Source organism: Gilliamella sp. B2717 (genome assembly GCF_026536675.1).
Classification (GTDB): domain Bacteria; phylum Pseudomonadota; class Gammaproteobacteria; order Enterobacterales; family Orbaceae; genus Gilliamella; species Gilliamella apicola_I.
The window spans coordinates 49,264-72,390 of record NZ_JAFNNQ010000019.1 but is presented as its reverse complement, the minus strand read 5'-3'; the positions used below and the strand labels follow the sequence as shown (position 1 = coordinate 72,390).

21 protein-coding genes are annotated in these 23,127 nt (G+C 33.4%); 10 read left to right on the top strand and 11 right to left on the bottom strand.

Annotation, left to right across the window (positions count from 1 at the left end):
- Positions 1-173: 173 nt before the first annotated feature.
- Positions 174-914, bottom strand: coding sequence for a DNA polymerase III subunit epsilon (gene dnaQ / locus J3U35_RS04120; RefSeq protein WP_267359747.1), 741 nt, complete (start codon positions 912-914; stop codon positions 174-176).
- Positions 915-1,095: 181 nt separating this feature from the next.
- Here dnaQ and rnhA point away from each other — a divergent pair, with 181 nt between their 5' ends.
- The 3 genes from rnhA to J3U35_RS04105 all read left to right on the top strand — a co-directional run bounded on the left by rnhA (position 1,096) and on the right by J3U35_RS04105 (position 3,677).
- Complete coding sequence (rnhA, locus tag J3U35_RS04115; RefSeq protein WP_267359745.1) at positions 1,096-1,569, top strand: ribonuclease HI; 474 nt, start codon at positions 1,096-1,098, stop codon at positions 1,567-1,569.
- Positions 1,570-1,649: 80 nt separating this feature from the next.
- Positions 1,650-2,378: a hydroxyacylglutathione hydrolase gene (gene gloB, locus J3U35_RS04110; RefSeq protein WP_267359743.1), complete on the top strand. Its 729-nt coding sequence runs from the start codon at positions 1,650-1,652 to the stop codon at positions 2,376-2,378.
- Between the two features lie 42 nt (positions 2,379-2,420).
- Positions 2,421-3,677 carry a transglycosylase SLT domain-containing protein gene (locus J3U35_RS04105; protein ID WP_267350928.1) on the top strand — a complete coding sequence of 419 codons (1,257 nt, stop codon included), beginning with the start codon at positions 2,421-2,423 and terminating at the stop codon, positions 3,675-3,677.
- On the opposite strand, the gene J3U35_RS04100 is transcribed toward J3U35_RS04105, so the two are convergent.
- From J3U35_RS04100 to rlmC, 4 genes are all read right to left on the bottom strand, one after another.
- Positions 3,655-4,437, bottom strand: a complete 783-nt coding sequence (locus tag J3U35_RS04100) for an endonuclease/exonuclease/phosphatase family protein (protein ID WP_267359741.1) — start codon at positions 4,435-4,437, stop codon at positions 3,655-3,657. The two genes, J3U35_RS04105 and J3U35_RS04100, sit on opposite strands and share 23 nt — an antisense overlap.
- Positions 4,438-4,442: 5 nt before the next feature.
- Entirely contained in the window at positions 4,443-6,002 is a 1,560-nt protein-coding gene (gshA, locus tag J3U35_RS04095) for a glutamate--cysteine ligase (protein WP_267359739.1), read from the bottom strand.
- 265 nt (positions 6,003-6,267) lie between these two features.
- On the bottom strand, positions 6,268-6,792 hold the full coding sequence (locus J3U35_RS04090) for a HugZ family protein (RefSeq protein ID WP_267359737.1): 525 nt from the start codon (positions 6,790-6,792) through the stop codon (positions 6,268-6,270).
- A 211-nt stretch (positions 6,793-7,003) separates the two neighbouring features.
- On the bottom strand, positions 7,004-8,152 hold the full coding sequence (gene rlmC / locus J3U35_RS04085; RefSeq protein ID WP_267359735.1) for a 23S rRNA (uracil(747)-C(5))-methyltransferase RlmC: 1,149 nt from the start codon (positions 8,150-8,152) through the stop codon (positions 7,004-7,006).
- A 218-nt stretch (positions 8,153-8,370) separates the two neighbouring features.
- On the opposite strand from rlmC, the gene map reads away from it, so the two are divergent.
- A complete protein-coding gene (gene map / locus J3U35_RS04080) occupies positions 8,371-9,159 on the top strand; it encodes a type I methionyl aminopeptidase (protein ID WP_267350918.1) in 789 nt (262 codons plus the stop codon).
- Between the two features lie 58 nt (positions 9,160-9,217).
- Here map and J3U35_RS04075 read toward each other — a convergent pair whose 3' ends face one another.
- Positions 9,218-10,087, bottom strand: coding sequence for a thioredoxin family protein (locus tag J3U35_RS04075; protein WP_267359733.1), 870 nt, complete (start codon positions 10,085-10,087; stop codon positions 9,218-9,220).
- A 27-nt stretch (positions 10,088-10,114) separates the two neighbouring features.
- Entirely contained in the window at positions 10,115-10,885 is a 771-nt protein-coding gene (locus J3U35_RS04070) for an SDR family oxidoreductase (RefSeq protein WP_324123831.1), read from the bottom strand.
- A 98-nt stretch (positions 10,886-10,983) separates the two neighbouring features.
- Between J3U35_RS04070 and J3U35_RS04065 the strand changes: the two genes are divergently transcribed.
- Entirely contained in the window at positions 10,984-11,676 is a 693-nt protein-coding gene (locus J3U35_RS04065; protein WP_267359731.1) for a 5'-methylthioadenosine/adenosylhomocysteine nucleosidase, read from the top strand.
- A 79-nt stretch (positions 11,677-11,755) separates the two neighbouring features.
- On the opposite strand, the gene rnd is transcribed toward J3U35_RS04065, so the two are convergent.
- Positions 11,756-12,838: a ribonuclease D gene (gene rnd, locus J3U35_RS04060; RefSeq protein ID WP_267359729.1), complete on the bottom strand. Its 1,083-nt coding sequence runs from the start codon at positions 12,836-12,838 to the stop codon at positions 11,756-11,758.
- A 10-nt stretch (positions 12,839-12,848) separates the two neighbouring features.
- A complete protein-coding gene (locus J3U35_RS04055) occupies positions 12,849-13,991 on the bottom strand; it encodes a metallophosphoesterase (protein ID WP_267359727.1) in 1,143 nt (380 codons plus the stop codon).
- A gap of 80 nt (positions 13,992-14,071) precedes the next feature.
- Here J3U35_RS04055 and cmoA point away from each other — a divergent pair, with 80 nt between their 5' ends.
- A complete protein-coding gene (gene cmoA / locus J3U35_RS04050; protein ID WP_267350911.1) occupies positions 14,072-14,803 on the top strand; it encodes a carboxy-S-adenosyl-L-methionine synthase CmoA in 732 nt (243 codons plus the stop codon).
- A 66-nt stretch (positions 14,804-14,869) separates the two neighbouring features.
- On the top strand, positions 14,870-15,838 hold the full coding sequence (gene cmoB, locus J3U35_RS04045; protein ID WP_267350909.1) for a tRNA 5-methoxyuridine(34)/uridine 5-oxyacetic acid(34) synthase CmoB: 969 nt from the start codon (positions 14,870-14,872) through the stop codon (positions 15,836-15,838).
- Positions 15,839-16,009: 171 nt separating this feature from the next.
- Here the strand turns inward: cmoB and J3U35_RS04040 are convergent, their stop codons facing one another.
- The gene (locus tag J3U35_RS04040) at positions 16,010-16,993 is read right to left on the bottom strand and encodes an AEC family transporter (RefSeq protein WP_267350908.1); all 984 of its coding nucleotides are present in this window, start codon (positions 16,991-16,993) and stop codon (positions 16,010-16,012) included.
- Positions 16,994-17,992: 999 nt separating this feature from the next.
- On the opposite strand from J3U35_RS04040, the gene J3U35_RS04035 reads away from it, so the two are divergent.
- The 3 genes from J3U35_RS04035 (at position 17,993) to J3U35_RS04025 (ending at position 21,242) form a co-directional block, all read left to right on the top strand.
- Positions 17,993-18,439: a LexA family protein gene (locus J3U35_RS04035; RefSeq protein WP_267350906.1), complete on the top strand. Its 447-nt coding sequence runs from the start codon at positions 17,993-17,995 to the stop codon at positions 18,437-18,439.
- A complete protein-coding gene (locus J3U35_RS04030; protein ID WP_267359725.1) occupies positions 18,436-19,701 on the top strand; it encodes a Y-family DNA polymerase in 1,266 nt (421 codons plus the stop codon). The genes J3U35_RS04035 and J3U35_RS04030 overlap by 4 nt, the downstream gene beginning before the upstream one ends.
- A gap of 719 nt (positions 19,702-20,420) precedes the next feature.
- Positions 20,421-21,242, top strand: coding sequence for a helix-turn-helix transcriptional regulator (locus J3U35_RS04025; protein WP_267350902.1), 822 nt, complete (start codon positions 20,421-20,423; stop codon positions 21,240-21,242).
- Positions 21,243-21,993: 751 nt separating this feature from the next.
- On the opposite strand, the gene J3U35_RS04020 is transcribed toward J3U35_RS04025, so the two are convergent.
- Positions 21,994-23,127, bottom strand: a complete 1,134-nt coding sequence (locus tag J3U35_RS04020; protein WP_267350900.1) for an ABC transporter permease — start codon at positions 23,125-23,127, stop codon at positions 21,994-21,996.

Sequence of the window (23,127 nt, the reverse complement as noted above, 5' to 3'; positions counted from 1 at the left end):
GCTCGAACCCGCGACCCCCTGCGTGACAGGCAGGTATTCTAACCAACTGAACTACCGCTCCGCTTTTTAGACTACTTCAAGGCATCACTGCTGAAGTAGGCGTGATATTAAAGATTATTTTCGATGACGTCAATAGATATTTTAAAATATGCAATCAATTGAATAGAAAACAATCATTTTCTGGCACGCCATAATGCTCCACCACTTTTTTTATCAATTTTTGATAAAACAGTTTCATGTTCTGAAAGTTCATATTCTGAGGCTTTTATGACTTTTAAAGGGGTCGATCCTCGCTCTATTTTTTGCAGAGTATTGCTGTTTTCACCATTAGCTAGACTATGTTCATCCATATTAAAGGATAATGTCGTTTGTCCCCCCGTCATAGCTAAATATACTTCAGCTAAAATCTCAGCATCCAGTAATGCGCCATGAAGTGTACGATGAGAATTATCAATTTGGTAGCGTTCACAAAGCACATCTAAATTATTACGTTTGCCAGGGAAGAGGCGTCTTGCCATTGCTAATGTATCGGTAACGATACAGTGATCAGCAGTTTTATAATCTAAACCACAAAGACGAAACTCATAATCCATAAACCCGACATCAAACGATGCATTATGGATAATTAATTCAGCACCATCAATAAACTTAATAAAATCATGGGCGATATTTTTGAATATGGGTTTATCTTTAACAGCTTCATTGCTTATACCATGAACTTTAAACGCTTCTTCGTCAATTAAGCGTTCTGGATTAATATAGACATGAAAATGATTGCCTGTTAAACGGCGATTGATGATTTCAACAGCACCAATTTCAATAATCTTATGTCCTTCATAATGATTATTTCCATCTTGATTCATACCTGTTGTTTCTGTATCGAGTACAATTTGGCGAGTAGAATGAGTTATCACGTTATTCTCTTTATATCAAACATTGGGAAAACTACGAATTAGTGATATAGTTTACCATTAAATACTAATAATGTTGATACCTACCCGCTATTTGAAGCTTAATCTTCAGATTTGCTTACCATTTTTAAATTGTGTTACATTTTGGGAGTTATCAACCTAGTTTGCCGAAAAGTTTGCAAAAATGTTAAAACAAATCAGAATATACACAGATGGTTCTTGTCTTGGAAACCCTGGGCCCGGCGGATATGCTGCCATTTTAAGATATAAGCACAATGAAAAAATATTAGCAGAAGGATATTTTAATACAACTAATAATCGAATGGAGTTATTAGCTGCAATTGCCGCTTTAGAAAAATTAAAAGAGCCTTGTCAAATTGATCTCTATTCTGATAGCCAATATTTGAAAAATGGTATTTCAAAATGGATTTATACTTGGAAAAAAAATGGATGGAAAACCGCAAATAACAAATCGGTCAAAAATGTTGATTTATGGATGCGGCTTGATAAAGCGGTACAAACACATAAAATCGATTGGATTTGGGTTAAAGGCCATGCAGGGCATCCTGAAAATGAACAATGTGATATCATAGCCAAATCTAAAGCTGAGTTCCCTACTTTAGTGGATACTTTTTTTGAAGAATCAAATTCAGCGTAATAAGTTTTAAACCCTATTATTTCACATGAGACCAACCCATTATAGTTATCAAATGTCACTTAATAGCATGGATTTCATTTATGTATAAATTACACATAATCCCCGTTTTAAAAGACAATTATGTCTGGTTATTAGAAAATAATGCTAAACAAGTTATTATCATTGATCCAGGGGCAGCCGAACCTGTTTATAACTATCTACATCTACATAATTTAACACCCCTTGCAATTTTGCTTACTCATCACCATATAGATCACATTGGCGGTGTGGTAAAACTACAAAATGATTTTAATTCTATTGAGGTATATGGGCCCAAAGAGATTCCTTTACCTATTCAATATGTAGAAAATAGGGATAAATTAATTATTGCCGATTTTAAATTTGAGATAATTCCTGTACCAGGTCATACATTGGGTCATTTGGCTTACTTTTGTCAGCCTTATCTTTTTTGTGGCGATACGCTGTTATCGGCTGGTTGTGGACGTGTATTTGAAGGTACTTATCAGCAAATGCTAAATTCACTTAACAAATTAGCCCAATTACCTGATGATACCCTAGTCTGTGCTGGTCATGAATATACCAAATCTAATCTCGATTTTGCACTCAATATGTTACCAAATGATACTAAAATTAGTGCCTATTATGATTTAATTTCCGATAAATCAATTACTTTACCATCTACTTTAAGAAATGAAAAACAAATTAATGTTTTTCTACGATGTAAAGAAAAAAACATACAAAATAAATTAAATTTTAACAATGAGTTAGATTTATTTGTTTTTTTTAGAAGCCAAAAGGATATTTTTTAGGTATAATATACGGTTTTAATAAATGTTTAATGTTTTAAGGTAATGAAAAAGTTATTTATATTCACAGCATTATGTTCGTTTTTGGTTGCATGCCAAAACCATCAATCTCAATATAATAGTAGTGTCTATCCAACACATAACTCAGAATCAATCGTTACCAGTGGACTTTTAAAAAGTAGTGGAATTAATAATAAATTAATTACTCAAAATCCTTGGCATTATATGATAAGCCAACTGAATGTGAAAGTCCCTGAAAATAATCGTATTAAAGAAGAAAGAGCGCTTTTATTACGCAACCCTAAAGCTTTTGAAACAACAGCGCTTCGTTCTGAGCCTTATGTATATTACATAATGGATCAACTACGTCAAAATAATTTACCGGTAGAATTAGCTTTAATTCCACTGATTGAAAGTGCCTACGATCCGTTAGCAACATCGGCTGGTAAAGCTGCCGGTTTATGGCAGATTGTACCCATAACGGCCAGAGAATATGGTCTCAATAAAAGTCACTCATTTGATCCAAGACGTGATTTAATTGCATCAACGAATTCAGCGATAACGCTGTTAAAAGATCTGAACGGTCGTTTTAAAGGAGATTGGTTATTAACTCTTGCTGCTTATAATGCTGGCGAAGGTCGCATTAGAAAAGCAATTGCACAAAATAAAGCAAATGGTTTACCAACAAATTATTGGGCGCTGGATTTACCAACTGAAACCCGACACTATGTACCGAAGATTTTAGCCATTATTGATATTGTAAAAAATAGTGAACGTTACGGTATTAAATTACCCGATTGTAACTATGAAAACTCATTAGTTAGAATTGATATGTCTAAAAATATTTCATTAGCTAAAATTGCTCAATATACCGGGATACCAATTAACGACTTAAAAAGTTTTAATGCAGGCTATTTACAACAAACTGTAAGTGGACCATTCCATTTACTGGTTCCGTATTCTTATGCGGAAGATTTACATAAAAAGCTACAAGCTCAAAATCTTGTTTCAGCCGAAATCACAGAACTTTTACAAGATGTGCCTCATAACACTATGCCTTTGGAAGTCAAAACAGTAGCAATCAAGTCCGAAGTGTCAAGTGGAATAAATAATAAGAATAAAACGCTTCATACTAAATCCAATAAACAGATCACTTATCAAGTTAAAGCAGGTGATGATTTAGTAACTATAGCTAAAAATTATCGTGTTAAAATTACAGATATTTTAACTTGGAATAATTTGACCGATCAGGATATCAAAGAAGGTGATGTATTAACCATTAATCTTGCAAATCCAATCTAAATTTGACCAATAAAGGATTATGATCAGATGCCGAAGTACTAATTATTTTTGCTGTATCTAATTGTAATCCTCGATAAAATACAAAATCTAATGGTCTTCCCATAAATGTTTTTCGAATATCAATTGAAAAATTCACCGGTTTGAGGTCGATTGTACTTACTAAATGATATAAAAGATTTAACCGCTGTTGACTCCAAGCATTGAAATCACCCGCTAAGATCACCGGTCCATTATGCTCCTTGATTCGATTTAATAGCATATGCATTTGTTGCCGATAACTTTTCACACCAATACTAAAGTTAACGGCATGAATGTTCGCAACCAGCAATTGATGTGTTGAGTTATAAATAGGATATATCGTGATTAAAGCGGATTTTGGAACGCGAATAAGGGGTTCTTTTTCTCTAAATGAATAGATAGAGATAGGTAATGTATCTGTAATTGTCATCACACCAGCATAAATATTATTGAAGCAGTAAGCGGGCACATGGTCTGCTATCTTATTTTGTCGGGTAATAAAGTTCAATAATTGTGGTGTGGTTTGCGCTTCTTGTAATAATATCAATTTAGTTTCATCTGCATAATGTTCTAAAATTTGAATACAGTCGGCTCTTTTTTGTTTAAAAATATTCCAAACCATAATTGTAAAAGTAGTTTTATCAATTAATGGTTTATTTACTATCAATTGACTATTGGGCAAAATGATTTCTACTTCATTATTTGCCCGATATCGTAATGTATAATCTCGATGTTTAAACATATTAACTATTTATTTTGTTGAGCTAAATATTCATCAAACGATACTTTATCATTTTCTTCTAATTTTTTCTGTTTTTCGAGTGAAATATAGCGCTGTTGAACAAAATCATTATCGGTTAACACGGCTAAAGGTTCTGACAATAACTGTTTTTTATATTGACTTGCTAAAGCTAAACCAAATTTAGCTGTTCCCAAATCACTTATCGCCTGTAATGTTCTTGCTGATAAAGTTAATTCTGGATAATCAAACATAACATCAAGTCGCTCACAAACCTTACGGTAGTGCTGTTTTTCATCATGATGATCTAAAACATCAGCAACACGTAGTAAATCCTTAAATAATTGATGACCTACTTTGGCCATTGGTTCATGATAACTTCCACACCCCATTGTTATTTCAATCCCCGGTTTCCGACCTTCTAAAATAACTCGATTCCAGTTTAATTTTGCGCACTCTAGCTCTTGACTGCTCATTTCAGGTGCCGGTGCTAATGCACACCAAATTAAAAATAAATCGATAAATCGGATCTGTTCTTCTGTAATACCGATTGGTGAAAATGGATTAACATCTAAAGCTCTTACTTCGATATACTCAATTCCACCACGTAGCAATGCATCTGAAGGTGATTCCCCTGCCCTAGGAACACGTTTAGGACGAATCGGTGCATAAAACTCATTTTCAATTTGTAAGACTTTATCATTTAATTGACGATACTGACCATCAACTTTAATGCCTAAGCGACTAAATTCGGGAGATTGTGTTTTAGTTGCGCGTTTTAATCCCTCGACATAAGTATTCAAATGATTAAAAGTGATACCCAATTGCTTTTGAGCATTATTGGTATAACCAATATCGCTAAGCCTTAAAGATGTGGCATAAGGTAAATAACAGTTGCCGTTAGTTTGTTCAATGAATGCTTTCGCTTTTTCGGGATCTTGGATAAATGAAGAGCACATTGATGGTGATGCACCAAAAAGATACGGGATTACCCAACCAAAGCGATAATAGTTACGAATTAAAGTGAAATAGCCTTCTGAAATAACATCTTTACCCTCTTCAGTATTTTTTACCCCGTCTCTTGCTTGCCAAAATGCTGTCGGTAAAGAAAAATTATAATGGACACCTGAAATAGTTTGCATCATTGCACCATAACGGTTTTTTAATCCCTCACGATACAGTGTTTTTAAACGCCCTTCGTTTGAAGAACCATATTGCGCTAAAATAATATCGTCTTCTTTCGCAACAAAACACGGCATACTGAGTGGCCACATCATTTCATCACCAATATTAATACTGGCATAACGATGTAAATCTCGCAAAAACGTGAGCATATAATCAATGTTCGTATTGACCGGTGTTATAAATTCAAGCATCGACTCAGCAAAATCAGTTGTGATCCAAGGGTGAGTTAAGGCTGAACCAATTTTATTGGGAAAAGGCGTTTTAGATAAAGAACCATCGGGTAAAATTCGTAAGGTCTCTCGTTCCAGTCCACGTTGAATACCTTGTAAGATAGTATAATGTTTTTCTAACCAATTAAGTGCTTTAGAAACATCAGGTATCATAATCTTTATTTATCCTAAATTGAGTTTTATATATTCAATATTATCATAATTTACAAGCTTCTATTGGTAATTTTGGCTTTTCACTCATGCTTTATCAGATTAGAACTGATTTCAAAGATGAAAACACTCAATAATACTATTTATTATTGATAGTTAGGTCATGAATCGACATTTAATAATCTTGTCTATTTCATGGATAGGAATGGGTAATCATCCGCATTCCTTTTAATGTAAAACAATTAGATATCATCAATTTCATAAAGTTTTAACTCTGTTGTTGTGCTTTTTGATTGGCAATATAGCTTTCATCAACTTGTATTATACTATTAGTTTGATGATCGATTTGATAGGTTTTACCAAATCCAATAACCAGTCTGCCTTGCATTGGTGAAATTTTAAATAAGTTAAAGTCTTTCATTTCTGACAACATATAAACCATTTTACTGACTCGCAAAGCAAATTGCTCAATAATAGCATTAAACAATTCGGAATCTTTTTCAATCATGTTAGCAGTGGCTTGAAAGCTTAAACGTTTACGAGCATAAATGTTCTTCGTTTTAGATTCATCTTCAATAATAAAAGCTGAGATATGGGCATTAGCTTTGATATTCTGACTATGTGGGGCTAAATCAGAAATAAGTATATAGTAATCCTTACCATCAAAAAAATAAGGTGAATAACTTGTTTCGACATCGCCATTTGAATTAATGGTCGACAATATGACCGATAAAACGGATTCATGAAGGCTATTTATTGTATTTTGAACTATCTCAATGTTGGACTCAGCCATAAAAATCTCCTTTAACTTTTTAATTTATTTTTTATTAATTAGTTCGATAGATTAAAGTTTAATCGTTATTTGATCAATCAGTTAATCAATTGAATATAGAGTCATAACTTTAATCATTGTTATTGGGTGCACTGTGTAGCCCTATTGTTTTATAGGCATTACTCAATTAGCATTATGTTGTTAACTATTTGTAAAGGCGATTAATCATACCCTATTCATCTTTCCTTTCCAATAAAACTAATACTTCCATATGCGCTGTATGAGGAAACATATCAAATAATTGAACTTTCTTAAGTTGGTAATCCGATAATAAGCGTATATCTTCAACTAATGATGATAAATTGCAGCTAGAATATAAAATATAATGAGGTTTAACTTGAGCTAAGAATTGCATTAATGTTTCACCTCCCCCTCTTCTGGGTGGATTGAGTAATACTAAGTCAGGTATATTCTGTTGTCCAATGCTATACCGGGTTGCATCTAATGATTTAAAGGTAAGATGAGTAAAACCCATTTCATGTGCTGAGCGGGAAGCACACTCTATTGCATCTTGGCTAATTTCTATTCCCGTCAATTCTATATTCTTGTTATCTGAAGAATTGACTAAATGTAAACCAAATCCGCCTACCCCACAAAACAGATCCCAAATGGAGCTTATTTTTAAATTATTTACCCAATCACTTGCTGTTTGATAAAGATTCTTAGCAATATTGGTATTGGTTTGAAAAAAGCTTTTAGCTTTAATATAAAGGGGAATGTGATTCAATGTAAAATTCAAATAACTATTTTGGGTAAGAACAATTTCTTCTTCACCTTCTAAAATAGCTGAATGATTAGGTTGAATATTTATTGAAACAACCTGTAAATTTTCAATTTTGTTTTGAAGCTGTTGAAGTGAATTTCTGATTTTCTCAACAAACTTGTGTGATCTCATCACAAATCGAATCATAAAACCATTTGTTTCTTCGGTGGTACTTTCTGTAATGATGACAAACTTCAATTCCCCTTTTCGCTTATTAATATTATAAGGAACTAAACCTTGTTTACGGATGTACGTTCGTACTATTTTAAGAATATTTTGCATACTGGTGGTATAAAGCGGACAATCGCAAAGATCAATAGCTTCATTACCATTTACCATACCCAATATCGGTTTTTCAACAGTGCCAAGTACGGCCATTTTTGCCTTATTACGAAAAGCTACTTCTGAGCTAGCAACGGGCGGCTTAACCTCTTTAGGGTTAAACTCCGTTATTTTTTCTGATAAATTACTCTGTTTTTCTTGAAGTTGGGTGGCGTAAGAATAATTGATCCAGTTACATGATAAACATTTTTTTTGCTGATAATAGCGACACTGCATTATAGTCATAACCTCGTTTTATAATAAGTTATTATATAATTAAATTGTTTCAAAGATTAGTTATTTTAAGCCAAACCACAAAAGACAGCCTGATATTGACTTTTTGAAAATAAAAATTAATTATTTATCAAAAAGATATTTAATTATTTCATTACCAAGGTTTGACGTCATAGCGCTATATGATAGGATATAGCCATTAACATTACAGGAACAATTTAATGTCTATTAAGTTAAAAACGCCAACAGAAATCGAAAAAATGCGTATCGCTGGCAAACTTGCTGCCGATGTATTAGAAATGATCGAACCCTATGTCAAGCCCGGTATTACGACAGGTGAACTGGATAAAATCTGCTATGAATATATTGTCAATGTTCAAAAAGCTATCCCTGCAAATATCGGCTATAGCGGTTATCAACATACAAGCTGTATTTCAATCAATGACGTTGTTTGTCATGGTATCCCAAGTTTTGATAAAAAAATAAAAGATGGTGACATACTTAACATTGATGTCACTGTTATCAAAGACGGTTATCACGGTGACACATCAAGAATGTATATTGCAGGAAAACCAACCGTTGCTGGCGAAAAGTTGTGTGAAGTGGCACAAAATAGCTTGTATGAAGCGATAAAAATTATTCAGCCAGGTATTCGATTAAGAGAAATCGGTAAAACAATTCAAAAATATGTAGAAAAATTTGGTTTTTCATCTGTTAGGGAGTATTGTGGCCATGGAATCGGTGAAGTTTATCATGATGAACCGCAAGTGCTACATTATGATGCTGATGACGGTGGAGTTATTTTAAAACCGGGTATGACATTCACTATAGAACCTATGGTAAACACAGGTGATTGGCGTACTCGAACAATGAAAGATGGTTGGACCGTAAAAACTAAAGATCATGGACTTTCTGCTCAATATGAACACACTATTTTAGTGACAGATAATGGTGTTGAAGTATTAACGCTACGCAGTAATGAAAACTTCCCTCGAGTAATCGAACACTAAAACTGATGATTCAACAATAAATTTATTGTTGAATCATGATTATCTTCTCTAATTCATCTTAATAAAGTAATGTATAAAGTTTACGACGATAAGAAGCCGCTAACGGATTACTTGTGCCTAACGCTGCTAAAAGGTCAAGTAAGGTTTTCTTAACTTGTCCATCACCTGCATTAAGATCTTGAGTAAGAGGCTTAAATAGTAATTCAAGTGCTTCTTCTTGCCGTCCTACTTGCATTAATTGCGATGATAATTGGATCATCAACTCTACATTATCCGGGTGTTTTTCTAATTCAGCTTGTAATAATTGCAATTCGGGAGAATTTGCAGCTTGTTCCAATAACTCAATTTCAGCTTGTAAACCATGATAGGTAGTATCCTGATCTTGCAATGGAACAGAAGCTAAAACATCTTTTGCTTCCGCTAGCTGCTTTAATGCTATCTGTGCTTTGGCTAACATGAATGCAATATCGGATCTTGGTTTACCTAAATGATCCTTTAAATTCCTCCATGCTTGTCTTAATAATGGCAAAGCTTCTTCGTATTTTTCTTCATTAAATAGATTTTGTGCTTCAATTAACTTAAGTTCATCTTCATTAGGCAACACTTTAGTAAGTAATTCACGAATTTTTTCTTCTGGTTGAGGCCCTTGAAAACCATCGAGAGGTTGGCCATTTTGGAATAAATAAACGGTCGGAATGGCACGTAACCCAAATTGAGCAGCCAACATCTGTTGCTCATCACAATTGACACTCGCTAAAATAAATTGACCATGATATTCATCAGCTAATTTAGTCAATGTTTGTGTCATTTCTTCATAATTTGGGCTTCTTGGTGACCAAAAGTAAAATAACACAAGCTGTTTAGTTGATTTTTCTAAAATTTCTTGAATATTTTGTTCATTAACATCAAAAATAAAAGGGTTTTGCATATTATGTCCTATGAATATTGAGATTCATTATTTATTGAGTAAAATTCTATCCATTAATCTATCCGGAAGCAAACGTTTGCCTATCGCCGCTAACTGGGTTACTTTTGTTACCCTGTAACGTATTTTAGGTTTGCGATGTTCAAGGGCATGATATAAACATGGCAAAACGGCCTCGGGCGGTAACGTAAATCGTTTAGCTATTGGTGGATTTTCAATCCGATGTGTTTTTTCTGTTTGATTGACATTTTTTGAAAAAGCTGTTGTTAATGGACCGGGTTCAATCAAACACACTTTAATATTTGTATTGGCTAATTCAAGTCTTAATACATCCGACCAGGCTTCTAAAGCATACTTACTGGCTGAATAAGCACCTCGTCCCAGTGTTGCAATAATACCAACGATTGAACTGGTTTGTATGATTCGTCCTTCATTATGTTCAATCATGGCGGGTAAGAGCAGTTGAGTTAATTGATGAACACCAAAAAAATTAGTTGCAAATTGAGATTCTAACTGCTCACGACTGATTGTATTTAATCGACCATATACACCAAATCCAGCATTATTAAATAAACCATATAACTTGTTATTGGATAATGCTAACACTTCCTTAGCAGCTTGAGTGACAGATTCAGGATTATTGAGATCAAGAATCACTGCTTCAAATCCTTGCTCAATAAGTTTTTTTTGATCTTCGTCTTTACGGCAAGAAGTAATAACACGATATCCTCGTTGTTTGAGTGCAACAGCCGAAATCAGCCCTATTCCACTTGAACAGCCCGTTATAAATATTGTGCGCAATTCTCTTCTCCAGATAGTTGTATGTTGTCAAGTTAGCCTATAGCAATTATGATATCACATCTTAATTTAAGTTACTTAACGTTAGTCATGAGGATCGTATGAGAATCGCTATCATTGCCGCAATGGAAGAAGAAGTTGCGATATTAAAAAGTAAAATTACCCATTATAGAGTGGAACGCCATCTAAATTGCGATTTTCATCTTGGAAAAATAGCCAATTGTGAAATTGTACTTCTTCAATCAGGCATTGGAAAAGTCGCAGCAGCATCAGGCACCACCCTATTATTAAATAATTATCAAGTTGATGCGGTTATCAATACTGGCTCAGCAGGTGGACTTTCAACGGCATTAAACATTGGCGATATCGTGGTATCGAAAAATGTATTTTATCATGATGTGGATTTAACTGCGTTTGGTTATCAACCAGGTCAAATGTCAGGATGCCCGATTGTATTTGAGGCAAGTGAAACTTACCAAACATTAGCCAAAGAGTGTATTAAAAAACAAGGGGTCAACGCTATTGAAGGATCGATCGGTAGTGGTGATGCATTTATCAATGGAAAAACCAATCTGGAACGAATTAAGCAAACATTTCCCAATGCTATCGCCGTTGAGATGGAAGCGGCTGCTATTGGTCATGTTTGTTGGTTATATCAGATACCTTTTGTGGTGGTTAGAGCAATTTCGGATAATGGTGATAGTGAATCAGCCGTTGATTTCCAATCTTTCTTAAAATTAGCTGCAACACAATCTTCATTGATTGTCGAATCAATGCTAACTGAACTTGCTTAATTGTTGTCAAATTTAGACATTGATAATTGAAAAACATGTCATATTAAATGAGCAGATCATATCTGCTCATTAGCAACATTTATTGACAATAGGGTTCAAATAAAGGTTTTCGCCAGCCTGATAAAATTTCTGGATCCTGCCCTATTTTATCAATCTTCCACTTCACGTATTGGTTTATTAATCGTCTGGATAGTAACAAATCTGCATTAAGCCCTGTTTGTGAGGCAATCTTGACAACTGCATTTTTTAGTTGATCTGTAATCACCTTATAATCAGGATAACTATTAATACGACGTATTGCTGGAATGTCTGGAATAGGTTCCGATAAAATATTCAGAATCTGTTGGCCATATAACCGAATCTCTTTTCCATGCAATCCTAATTTATCGAGTTCTGACAAGGATGAGGGTGAATAACGAGCTATTTTCCACAACACCTCTTCTTTGACCACAAAGTTTACAGCAATATCTTGCTGCTTAGCTAATTGATAGCGCCAACTCGCTAATTTATATAACTGCCCTAAACTCTTACCTTTCAGTTGCCAGCTATTTTTAATACTCAGGTAAGCATCATCTGGATTGATCACCTCACATTTGCGACCAATAACCATTTGACACTCTTGATAAGCGGCAACTAAATAATGGTTGCTGATTAATTGTGATTTAAGTTTTTGCATTAACGGAAACAGGTATATCACATCATTAATCGCATATTGACACTGTTTGTCTGTCAATGGCCGTTTCAACCAATCTGTACGGGTTTCACTTTTATCAAGATCAATATTGAGATATTTTTTAACTAAACTGGCATAGCCACTACTTAATGGATTATCTAAAAAAGATGCAAGGACTTGACTATCAATGATTGGCGTTGGGACACAATCAAAATGATGCATAAATACTTCAATATCTTCACTGCAAGAATGAAAATATTTTTCAATGGCGTCATTTCGAAAAATGTCGATTAAACATTGCCAATCGGTGATTGCAATAGGATCGATCAAGGCAGCAAATTCACCATTAAATACCTGAAGTAAGCCTAAATGAGGATAAAAAGTTCGAGTTCGAACAAATTCAGTATCCAATGCAATAGCTGCACTATTTTTGATTTTTGAACAATAATCAGCGAGTTGTTCATTATTTATAATAAATTGATAAGTCAATATTAATTACCTATTCTAAAGAATGATTTGATTGTTCTTTGTTATTATCAAACGTCACATCAATGACAACAATTTCTGAACGTGTCATTAAGCGTAAAGGTATACTTCCAAAGCCATAACCGCTACTTACAATACTGGTAAACTGTTTTTCTATATCATGATATATCCCATCAGCATTTTTATAAATAACAGATAACAAAAGATTGATTGGAAAAAGTTGCCCACCATGCGTGTGTCCTGAAATCATTAAATCAACCCCGGCGTTAGCTGTTTCATCAAGATTTTTGGGTTGGTGATCTAATAAAATGATGGGTGTAGACGTATCAGCAAACATCATTAAATCAGCAAGTTCCGCTCGTTTTAAATCATACTTACTCGATGAAAAATCTTCTCGACCAATTAACGTGATATTCAAATCACTAAGGTACACAATATCATCTCGTAAAACGCGCATATTGGCAGCTTTAAACGCATCAACAATATCCTCGCCATGAGGATGTTCTTTTTTAATGGCTAGATATTCATGATTACCAAAAATAATATAGGTACCATATTTCGATTTCAATTGTGAAAATTGTTTATTAAAGTCAGTTTCTGTAAATGATTTTAATTGTTTATCTAGCGTATCACCCGTGATAACGATAAGATCGGCATTAAGTTTGTTAACTTCGTCCACCATTTGCTTGATAAATTTACGCTGGGTTAACCCATTAAGATGAATATCACTTAATTGAACAATACGTAAATGATCAACATTAGCCTGTTTATTAATCGTAACTTGATAATTCACTATTTTAGAATTAGTCGCCATTTGATGACCAAATATAAACAGTACAATTACGCAACCGACATAAACATAACTCACCCAAAAATCGGGTTTAAATCTTTTTCTACTTATTAAGTGAATAAAGTCAAAAAGCAATGTCGCATAAACAAAACAGATAGTTAAACTGAATAATATGCCAAAAAAGGCCGGAAAATCATTCAATACTTTTGACAGGATAAATGTGGTAGCTATGGTTGCTAATGCTAACCAATAAGCCAATTTCAAATAACCATTTAAATGAAAATCTAGCCAAAATAACCACCGTTTACCTAAGTAAATAATGACTAAAATACTCATCAAACTTATAAAAAGAATAACAAAATTCATAATGCTTCAAACAAATTAACTTAAAAAAGTGGTATCATAACAGAATTATTTTTTATTCGTTATCTATAACTTCAACTTTTATGAATTCAAAAATAGATCAATTATTTTCAACCCCTATCGATAAATTAGGTGACTGGACTTTTGATGAAAAAGTTGCTGAGGTGTTTCCAGATATGGTTCAACGCTCGGTGCCGGGTTATTCGAATATTATTTCTATGATTGGTATGTTGGCTGAACGATTTGTCCAACCGAATTCAATGATTTATGACTTAGGTTGTTCATTAGGTGCAGCAACGCTCTCTATTCGTCGTAATATTAAACATGAAAATTGCCATATTGTGGCTATTGATAATTCGTTACCGATGGTTGAACGTTGTAAACGCCATATCGACGCCTTTAAGGCCAATACGCCCGTTGATGTAATCTGTGACGACATCTGTAATATCCAGATGCAAAATGCATCCATGGTTGTTCTCAATTTTACATTACAATTTTTAACACCTGAATCCCGACAACAAGTCTTGAATAAGATTTATCAAGCATTAAACCCCAATGGTATATTGGTATTATCTGAAAAATTTAGTTTTACTGATTCAACTATTGATGACTTACTGTTCAATATGCATCATGATTTTAAACGTGCGAATGGTTACAGTGAGTTAGAAATTAGTCAAAAGCGTAATATGTTAGAAAATGTCATGCTGACTGATACTGTCGAAATCCATAATGAACGCCTAACCAAAGCAGGTTTTACACATATTAACACTTGGTTCCAATGTTTCAATTTTGGTTCTATCATTGCTATAAAATAGCCGTTATTTAGGATAGTTATCAATCCATATATCAGTCAAAAATCAAATTTATAAGGACACAAAAGAATGATCGATTTTGGTGATTTTTACCAGATTATCGCAAAAAATAGGCTCAGTAGCTGGCTTGAAGTCTTACCGGCACAATTAGCCAATTGGCAAAAACAAAATTTAGATAGCCGTTTTACACAATGGCTAAATAGTATTAAACACTTACCTGTTATAACGCCCTATCATATAGATTTATTGCATGGTGTCAGCGTAAAAACGCAAACTCCTCTTTCAACTGGGGAACAGCAACGTATCACTCAGCTATTAAAAAACATGATGCCTTGGCGCAAAGGACCATTTCATTTTTATGGTATAGATATCGATACTGAATGGCGTTCTGATTGGAAATGGAAACGTCTTATTCATCATATTGACAATTTAGAAGGTAAACTTGTTTTAGATGTTGGTTGTAATAGTGGGTATCACTTATGGCGAATGATTGGCGCTGGGGCTAAACTTGCAGTAGGCATCGATCCTATGGCTCTTTATTTATGTCAATTTGAAGCCGTCAGAAAATTATTAGGCGATGATAAACGAGCACATTTATTACCACTTGGCATTGAAGAGCTACCAAAGCTTAATGCTTTTGATACGGTATTTTCGATGGGTGTTTTATACCATCGCCGTTCACCTCTTGATCATCTTTACCAATTAAAAGATCAGCTTGTTGATGGTGGGCAATTAATATTAGAAACACTCGTTATTGAAGGTGATTTACATCAAGCGCTTATGCCAGGTGAACGTTATGCACAAATGCGCAATGTTTACTTTATTCCATCAGTACCTACCATGATAAATTGGCTGCAAAAATGCGGTTTTAAAGATGTCAGAATGGTGGATATTTCACAAACTAGTTTAGAAGAACAACGTAAAACCGATTGGATGACGTCTGATTCACTTGCTGATTTTCTTGATCCAAATGATCTAAGTAAAACCATTGAGGGTTATCCTGCCCCAATGCGAGCGGTATTTATTGCACAAAAATAGCTTTTTACATTAGCGATAAATTTATTTAAATTGTAATAAACAATTCTATCAACATACTGTTTTATCTTATGTTAAAGCAAACACCGCCAAGATAAAAAAACAACAAGTAATAAACAAAAAAACGGGCTTAATGCCCGTTTTTTATACCCATTTTTCGCTTAAACAAATTGTTTATTGCACACCCGGTACCGTAAAATGCATAATTAAAAGCAACGTTGGTAAAATAAATATGGATAAAATTGTTGAAGCAAAAAAGATACTTGATGCTTGTTCTTGCTCAACATTCCAATTATAAGCCAAAATAACGGCTGTTGATGCTGTTGGCATAGCTAACAAGAATACTAACTCTTCCGCCTCCATACCCGTAATACCAAAAAGGTTTACCGCAATTAAAGCTACTACTGGTGTAAAAAAGCTTTTTAAAATTACATTGATAATCAACGGTTTTGAAAAATTCAATTTAACACCATAAATACCTACCCCAACGGCAATTAACGAAATAAAGTTACAAGCATTCGACATGATATCAAAGGTATTAAAGACAAAATGTGGTAACCATTTTGTTCCATCTGTAACACTGACAATTAAGCCCAGAATGACCGCTAAAAACATTGGTTTCATTAACGAGTTTTTCACTGCGCTAAATACCATGTTGCCCGTTACTTTTCCGCCAGATATTTTCGTATCACACAATTCCAATAAGAAAATCGTCATTGGTATCAATGATAACGCCACCACAAAATTCGCTACAGCGACTGAAATGGTTGACGATGCACCTAACATCAATGTTAAAAATGGTACGCCCATTCCCCCCATATTCGGGAAACAACATAACATCGCGTTCATCGCTGTTGATTTTAAATCTTTATGTAAAATGTATTTATTGGTTAAAAAACAAATTATCCATAAAAATGACATTGTACAGAAAAATGCAATCATCCAAATACCGTTGAATATTTCAGACGGCTTAGCATGTGATGTATGCACAAAAAGTAATGCCGGAAATACAAAGTTTGACACTAAACCGGATAATAGCTTCTTGGAGTCTTTGGTAAAAATATTCTGATGAACACATAACCAACCAAGAAAAATTAATAAAAACACCGGAAGACAAGAACTAACAACTTGCCCTACTGCAGACCAAATTAGATTCATTTTTTTTAAAACTCCTAAAATAATATTACTTAAAATACATATTCGGTAATTGGTCGGTAACTTTGGATTAGAATTTATATTTATAGACCGAGCTAAAATAAGTAGGTAATAAAACTGAACATGACCCAGTTATAATAAAACTAGCGCCAAAACCTTTTTTCAGTTTTTTAAAAACTTGATATAACTAAATGTTGTTTTACGCACTTTGTGTTTTTGAAAAATATTTTTAATACGACAACCCTTGCTATATTTAAATGTCAAATAACATAACTTGGAAAATATTATATCTGATTCTTTTCGCCCTTGTGTCGAGCTTGCAATACTGACTGTCTAAAAAAACAAAAAATCGCAACAAATATTATTGATATATATCAATATTGGTATTTTATTCTTATAAAAAACAAAAGATGAGAAAATAAAAAAAACGAGCGTTAAATTAGAGTAAAAATCAAAATTAAGCTAAAACAAACTAAATAGCGCTTTTTATCATCGATAACCAATCAAAATTGCATCAGGCGTACTTAGGTTAACAAATTGACTTTTTGTATTATTTCGATAAGTCACACTTAAAGTTTACCTTTAGTCACTTATATAAGGGCTGTGAACAAAAATACAAGGTATAGTGAATTATGTTGTAAATTAATTAATAAATAATCAATATAATGTAAACTATTTAAGTGGTTTTGTAAAATGCCGTAATGTAATTTAAATCAATTATTATGATAGCTTGCGATTTTGTTCTCTATTTTTTGCAACAATACAAATTCAATCCTGCCATTATTTCAACTATTCTTGATTCAGATCGTCAAACTTACTGGTTCGTTAAAATATACTTATCATCCATTACACATGGTCATTTTTTGTCACATTGCTATTTTTTTACAGTGTTTTTCATTGAATAAAGAATTTTATACTGTATATTTATACACTATTCGTTTTTTATCACGAATACTACTACATAGTATAAATTTTACCTGTATATTTTTAGGAGAAACGTTCTTGAGTAAATCCTGTATTGTGCTAGGAACCGTTGATAGCACTATCAAAAATTACTTACCTTTGGTTGATACCCCTGTCAGGGCTGGCTTTCCATCGCCTGCTGATGATTATTTAGAAGCCAAACTGGACTTAACCGATCACTTAGTTAAACACCCAAGTGCAACGTATTATATTAAAGCACAGGGGGAATCGATGATTAACTATGGTATTTTTAGTGGTGATCTTTTAGTAGTAGATCGTTCATTAGCACCCCAAATAGAAGATATTGTCGTTGCAGCTGTTGACGGTGAACTAACATGTAAGTGCCTGGGACTTATTGATGGACAACATTATCTATTATCAGGCAATGAACTTTATCCCCCTATTTCATTAGCGGGTAAAGAAGTCCATATATGGGGCGTTGTTATACACACTATTCATTCTTTACGAAAACGTGGTCATGCATGATTGGGCTGATTGATTGTAATAACTTTTATGCTTCGTGTGAGCGTGTTTTTAACCCTAAATTAGAAGGAAAACCAATTGGCATTTTATCCAATAATGATGGATGTGTCATCGCACGCTCCAATGAACTTAAACCTTTAGTACCAATGGGTATGCCTGCCTACCAAATTGAGGCTAACATTCGAAAACAAATTACATTATTAAGTTCTAACTATGAACTTTATGGCGATATGAGCCAACGTGTTTTTGATACTGTCAGCCATTATACTGCCGATATTGAACCCTACTCTATTGACGAAGCTTTTATTAAACTGGCGGGATTTAGCGATGTTACAACCCATTGTCAACATTTAAGGGCAATAGTAAAACGTGATACGGGAATTCCGGTAAGTATTGGCATTGCATCAACCCACACGTTAGCAAAGTTGGCAAACCACATTGCAAAAAAGCAGCCTATTTATCAAGGGGTCTATTGCCTTCCTAACGATTCAGCCTTACTTGATCAGATTTTAAAATCATTTCCTGTTGATGAAATTTGGGGCGTTGGCAGACGCATAGCCAAAAGATTGCAAACATTAGGTATTCATACTGCGTGGGATCTGCGTCAGGCAGATTTAAAACAAATTAGACAACAATTTTCCGTCGTGCTTGAACGTACCATATTAGAGTTGCAAGGTATTAACGCTATTGAATTAGATGACATTGCAACACCTAAAAAAAACATTATGACATCACGTAGTTTTGGGCAGTTAACAGGTGAATTATTTGATTTGCAAGAGGCCATTCGTATTCATGCCAGTCGAGGAGCTGAAAAACTAAGACAACAAAAATCGATTGCTAATGCTGTACTTGTTTTTTTGAAAACAAATCGGTTTCGTCAAGACTTAATTCAATACAATCCCTCGATTGTCGTACCGCTACTATCACCTACTGATGATTCAAGAGTAATTATTCATGCGGCACAACAGGGACTAACAGCAATTTATAAAAAAGGATTTTTATTTATGAAGTCAGGTGTTATGTTACTCGATTTAAAAGCTAAAGATAGCTTTTGCCAATCTGACTTATTTGCTTTAAATAGTCTGCCAGTCTTACAGCAAAAAAATGATAACTTAATGAAAACAATCGATACCATTAATCAAAAAATGGGTAAAAATACCATTCAATTAGGCGGAAGTAGAAAAACCGCACCTTGGCAGATCAAACGAGAACGGCTTAGCCAACGTTACACAACACGTTGGGATGAATTACCATTAGTGAAATGATAATTAGCAACAAAAATAACCAATCATTATAACGAAGAATAATGTTGTAAATTTTTGCATTTCCAACAGAAAAATCTAAATTACGTTTTTTTATCATAATAAACGTTAAGATAAATAACGATTGGGCATATAAAAATAGTCATAACATGCAAATTTGATTTTTTACTCATAAAATTTATTTTACAAAAAGTTAACGTTTTGATTAAAATATGTTAACTTTATCGAGTTGTTAGCGTGTATTAAATGCATACTAACAGTTCAAAAATAAGTCAAAAAAGAAGAATATACAGTGCTAAAGTATGTCTTCAAAATGCTTATCCAGAAATAACAAAGCTCGAAAAAACAGTTTTAAACGAATAAATAGCTTTATTTTGAGTAATTAAAATACGTTAAATAAATATACATTTTCACATAGATTATGTTTGATAGGTTATGGCATTGCTTATAAAAAGTTGTGAATTAATTTTTTAGTAACAAAGCGTTATAAGTAAATTTCCATTAAAGGCCACAACTTTTTGGACATTGGCTTACATTTTTCCATAACCAACTGGAGTACTAAATGTGTAAAAAATTTTTGTGACCTTATTTATTGTTTGCTTATACGTTAATAGATTCAGTGTATGAAGCATAAATTTTATAACAGAACGATATACTGAACAACGTCAACATGTTTTTCATCATCACGATAAAAAATACACGAAAGTAATGGGGCAATTAGGATGAATAATACCGCAGTAGAAATTGAAAAACTTAAACAGTTAAGTGAAGCAAATAGTAACAGCAATTATATCTCAATTTACACCTCTAAAAAGCAACAAAATTTATCAAATATACCGATTTTAAAGCCTTTACTGATAATTATATTAAGTGGTTGCAAAGTGATTGGTAATGAAAAAAAACTAGCCTGCAATACAGGAGATTTTATTTTTTTCACCGATGTTCAATCAATGAACATGAGAAATATACCCGCAAATACGAATTATTTTGCATTACTTATTAATTTTGAATTTTCTGATTTTAATGATACATCAATCAACATCAATACAAAGAAAACCAATGAATATACCGCAGGGAAAGCAAATTCTGCCTTTTATAAGTGTGTTTCACAAATGATAGAATGCTTAGAATGGGCATCTGATGACATCATTACAAATCGTAGAAAAGAAATTATTAAACTGTTGGTCCATTCCGGTTATGAAAATTTGGCATGTTTACCCAATCGAAAAGAAACCACGCAAAAAGTAATTGAAATATTTAATAAAAAAGACAATAAAAAAATAACCATTGATGAAATTTGCAAAGAAATCTGTATGAGTAAAGCAACGCTATATCGAAAATTGAAACTTGAAGGGGAAAATATACAAAAAATTAAGGAAAAACTCGTGATGGGACAAGCGCTTCATTTATTACAAACCTCTAATTTTTCAACAGAATATATCGCTGAAATGATAGGATATTCTTCGTCCACTCGGTTTTCACAAAGATTTAAAGCTAATTTTGGATTAACGCCAAGAGAATTAAAAAACACCAAACGAAACTAATAAACATTTCATCATTTATTCCATTAAATGGAAACCACGTTAAGAATGAATATTACTTTCGCTGGTAAACATGCTAGTTCTAGTAATTGAATAAATGGTGGAACTTTAAAGATTTTAATATCTATCTTGATAGATAGACATACAGGAATTAAGGTTGAATCAGCCTTAATTCAAAACAAAAATAAGACAGCCTTTACTTATTTCGTGACTTTGCCTGAAAATTTGTGAACACTTTTAGCGACAACAAGACCACTAAAATTAAATTAACGAAATAGCGCTGAATTTCATCATATGAAAACCATTAAATTTTCATACAACAGTCTTAAATGACAAACACAAGCATTAATTTATTTACTACTCAAGAAAATAACATTGCCACAACTGTTAATCTTAACCCATTATGTTTATTAGGATTTAACACTTGTAGCTGGCTAAATTTACGGTAAATTTTAACAATAACTGATATAAAAGAAATGACATTTACATTCATTTTAGTGACAAAATCATTCATATTTATAAAATTATGAAAATATTTGGCGTAACAACCCAATATTAATGACAAACATTAAGTTAGCTCAATAAACGAAGATTGCAATTTTATTCACTAATCGGTTTAAGTAATATGATTGATTCAAGATGATAATGACCATTATAGAAGATGAAGGCAATTAAATTAAAAAAATAATAAACCATAACCAACTCATTAAAAATCAATCGATTGGTTATGGTTTATCAGCATATAGCAAATGACTTACGATCCCATATTAACAATTGAGCTACGGAAACGTCTTAATGCTATAAAGAAAAAGACCGATCCAATTCCAATTAACCATACATAGGATGTCCACACAACACTCAACCCTGCACCACGATATAGTATGGCTTGCCCTAATTCGACAAAATGCGTTGTTGGGGCAATCATCATAATATTTTGTACTACTTCAGGCATACTTTCCCTTGGTGTACTACCACCGGACAACATTTGTAACGGTAATAAAATTAAAATTAACAACATGGCAAATTGTGCCGTTGATTTGGCTATGGTTGCCATAAAGATCCCGAGTGACGTTGTCACAAATAAATGTAAAGCGGCTCCAATCAAAAATAACGTAATTGAGCCATTAATTGGAACATTAAGCCAGCTTTTTACCACCAATAGTAATGCCACCCAAGTTGAGATTAACACCACTAATCCCATTGACCATACCTTAGATATCATTATTTGAAACGGTGTGACAGGCATGGAAAGCAGATGATCAATAGTGCCATGTTCACGTTCTCGCATTAATGCAGCTCCGGTTAAAATAATGGATAACGTCGTCACAATATTAATGATTTCCATTACCGAGCCAAACCAAGAGCGAGTTAAATTCGGATTAAATGAGGTATGAACTTGAATATTGACAGGTAAATCCGTTGCTTTGCTATAACGATTAACATACTCTGTCACTTCACCCGTGATGATTTGTGTGATATAACCATTCCCTACAAAAGCTTGCCCCATTCGAGTCGCATCGATATTTAATTGAATTTCAGGACTTTGATTGTTCAACACATCACGCTGAAAATTAGGCGGAATATTTAAAGCAAAGGTATAACTATCGGTATCCATGCCTCGATCCACCTCATCCATTGAATATAATTTTACAGGTTGATTAAACATCGGTGGATAAAAAGCCGCAACAATTTGTCTTGATAACGGTGAATCATCTTCATCAACCACCGCTATTGAGGCATGATGAAGCGAGTCAGATGTTGCTGTAGCGGCAATATAAATATCAAACGTAAAACAGTAACCTATTAACAGAAGCATGATAGGATCGCGTAATAGTCCCCATAATTCCTTAATACCTAATCGATAAATATTAATTAAGCTTTGCTTCAT

What these genes read in the sequence shown, in the direction of transcription:
- rnhA (WP_267359745.1), top strand. Translation starts at nt 1,096, where the DNA reads ATGTTAAAACAAATCAGAATATACACAGATGGTTCTTGTCTTGGAAAC.
- gloB (WP_267359743.1), top strand. Translation starts at nt 1,650, where the DNA reads ATGTATAAATTACACATAATCCCCGTTTTAAAAGACAATTATGTCTGG.
- J3U35_RS04105 (WP_267350928.1), top strand. Translation starts at nt 2,421, where the DNA reads ATGAAAAAGTTATTTATATTCACAGCATTATGTTCGTTTTTGGTTGCA.
- J3U35_RS04100 (WP_267359741.1), bottom strand. Translation starts at nt 4,437, where the DNA reads ATGTTTAAACATCGAGATTATACATTACGATATCGGGCAAATAATGAA.
- gshA (WP_267359739.1), bottom strand. Translation starts at nt 6,002, where the DNA reads ATGATACCTGATGTTTCTAAAGCACTTAATTGGTTAGAAAAACATTAT.
- J3U35_RS04090 (WP_267359737.1), bottom strand. Translation starts at nt 6,792, where the DNA reads ATGGCTGAGTCCAACATTGAGATAGTTCAAAATACAATAAATAGCCTT.
- rlmC (WP_267359735.1), bottom strand. Translation starts at nt 8,152, where the DNA reads ATGCAGTGTCGCTATTATCAGCAAAAAAAATGTTTATCATGTAACTGG.
- map (WP_267350918.1), top strand. Translation starts at nt 8,371, where the DNA reads ATGTCTATTAAGTTAAAAACGCCAACAGAAATCGAAAAAATGCGTATC.
- J3U35_RS04075 (WP_267359733.1), bottom strand. Translation starts at nt 10,087, where the DNA reads ATGCAAAACCCTTTTATTTTTGATGTTAATGAACAAAATATTCAAGAA.
- J3U35_RS04065 (WP_267359731.1), top strand. Translation starts at nt 10,984, where the DNA reads ATGAGAATCGCTATCATTGCCGCAATGGAAGAAGAAGTTGCGATATTA.
- J3U35_RS04055 (WP_267359727.1), bottom strand. Translation starts at nt 13,991, where the DNA reads ATGAATTTTGTTATTCTTTTTATAAGTTTGATGAGTATTTTAGTCATT.
- cmoA (WP_267350911.1), top strand. Translation starts at nt 14,072, where the DNA reads ATGAATTCAAAAATAGATCAATTATTTTCAACCCCTATCGATAAATTA.
- cmoB (WP_267350909.1), top strand. Translation starts at nt 14,870, where the DNA reads ATGATCGATTTTGGTGATTTTTACCAGATTATCGCAAAAAATAGGCTC.
- J3U35_RS04040 (WP_267350908.1), bottom strand. Translation starts at nt 16,993, where the DNA reads ATGAATCTAATTTGGTCTGCAGTAGGGCAAGTTGTTAGTTCTTGTCTT.
- J3U35_RS04030 (WP_267359725.1), top strand. Translation starts at nt 18,436, where the DNA reads ATGATTGGGCTGATTGATTGTAATAACTTTTATGCTTCGTGTGAGCGT.
- J3U35_RS04025 (WP_267350902.1), top strand. Translation starts at nt 20,421, where the DNA reads ATGAATAATACCGCAGTAGAAATTGAAAAACTTAAACAGTTAAGTGAA.
- J3U35_RS04020 (WP_267350900.1), bottom strand. Translation starts at nt 23,127, where the DNA reads ATGAAGCAAAGCTTAATTAATATTTATCGATTAGGTATTAAGGAATTA.